This is a genomic window from Endozoicomonas sp. SESOKO4, assembly GCF_024606275.1.
The window spans coordinates 1-1389 of record NZ_JAHHPS010000412.1; the positions used below are offsets into that span (position 1 = coordinate 1).

A 1389-nucleotide genomic window follows, 5' to 3' on the forward strand; every position below is an offset into this window, starting at 1 on the left:
ATCGCAGTGATACATACTAAACCTTGGAGATTAAATTCATGGGCGTACTGGTTGGCAAGAAAGCTCCTGACTTTACTGTTCCTGCCGTCCTGGGCAATGGCGAGATTGTTGAAGAGTTTACCCTGTCCGAGGCGATTCGTGGCAAGTACGGTATTCTGTTCTTTTACCCACTGGACTTCACTTTCGTTTGTCCTTCCGAGCTGATCGCTCTGGATCACCGAATCGATGCGTTCAAAGAGCGCAACGTTGAGGTTATCGGTGTTTCCATCGACTCTCACTTTACTCACAACGCATGGCGCAATACACCTGTCAGTGAAGGCGGCATCGGTCCTGTTAAGTACACTCTGGCAGCTGACATGGCTCACGACATCTGTAAAGCCTACGACGTTGAGTCCGAAGGCGGTGTCGCTTTCCGTGGTGCTTTCCTGATTGATAAGGACGGTGTTGTACGCTCCCAGATCATTAACGATCTGCCTCTGGGTCGTAACATGGATGAGCTGGTTCGTCTGGTTGACGCCCTGCAATTCCACGAAGAGCATGGCGAAGTTTGCCCGGCTGGCTGGAGCAAAGGTGACAAGGGTATGGATGCATCCCCTGCTGGTGTTGCCAAGTACCTGTCTGAGAGTGCTGAAGGCCTGTAATCACAGACTTCGTCATTTGATGATTGAAAAGGCCGCCTTCGGGTGGCTTTTTCTGTTTATGGAGTTCTGTGTTAAAGAGCAGGCTCGGAAGTGACGGGCGTTCCGCTCCTGTTTGATAGATCAGCCTGTTATTTCCAGCGTCTTTTTTCAGAAACTTTTTGAACAAAGCTGGGGTGAAGTACTTGACTCAGCGAGAAATCTCATTAATATTCGCAGCCGTTAGGTGATGACGCAAAGCATCGTCGACAACGATTCCCCGATAGCTCAGCTGGTAGAGCAAATGACTGTTAATCATTGGGTCGCTGGTTCGAGTCCAGCTCGGGGAGCCACTTTAAAGTCTTATGCAAGAGTTTGCTTTCTGAGTTGCGTATTCAGCAGGCATTGTGGGTCGTTAGCTCAGTTGGTAGAGCAGTTGGCTTTTAACCAATTGGTCGTAGGTTCGAATCCTACACGACCCACCACATTGAAAAAAGCCGGTTCATTGAACCGGCTTTTTTTTCTGTCTTCTGAAAATGAACTAATGCAGCTTTAAGTGGGGACGTGTTGTTTTTCCGATAAAGTCTTTCAGAATCAGTGCTCCTGTCCTGAGCCGTCCAAACAGCGCTACCTGATGCATTCGGTATAGACTGATGTAAAACATCTTGGCCATCATCCCTTCCACCATCATATCGCCGCGCGTGATGGCTCCCATTAAATTACCTACGGCGCTGAAACGACTCAGTGAGATCAGAGAGCCGTAATCTTTGTA

1 protein-coding gene, 2 tRNA genes and 1 pseudogene are annotated in these 1389 nt (G+C 48.7%); 3 read left to right on the forward strand and 1 reads right to left on the reverse strand.

Annotated elements, in window-relative coordinates:
- The first annotated feature begins 38 nt into the window (after positions 1–38).
- The 3 genes from KDK16_RS08050 (at position 39) to KDK16_RS08060 (ending at position 1102) form a co-directional block, all read left to right on the forward strand.
- On the forward strand, positions 39–641 hold the full coding sequence (locus tag KDK16_RS08050) for a peroxiredoxin (RefSeq protein ID WP_257275517.1): 603 nt from the start codon (positions 39–41) through the stop codon (positions 639–641).
- A 253-nt stretch (positions 642–894) separates the two neighbouring features.
- Positions 895–970: transfer RNA gene (locus tag KDK16_RS08055), tRNA-Asn, on the forward strand.
- 56 nt (positions 971–1026) lie between these two features.
- Positions 1027–1102 (forward strand) — tRNA-Lys (locus tag KDK16_RS08060).
- Between the two features lie 56 nt (positions 1103–1158).
- Here KDK16_RS08060 and KDK16_RS08065 read toward each other — a convergent pair.
- Positions 1159–1389, reverse strand: a pseudogene (locus KDK16_RS08065) (FAD-dependent oxidoreductase); the annotation flags it as partial.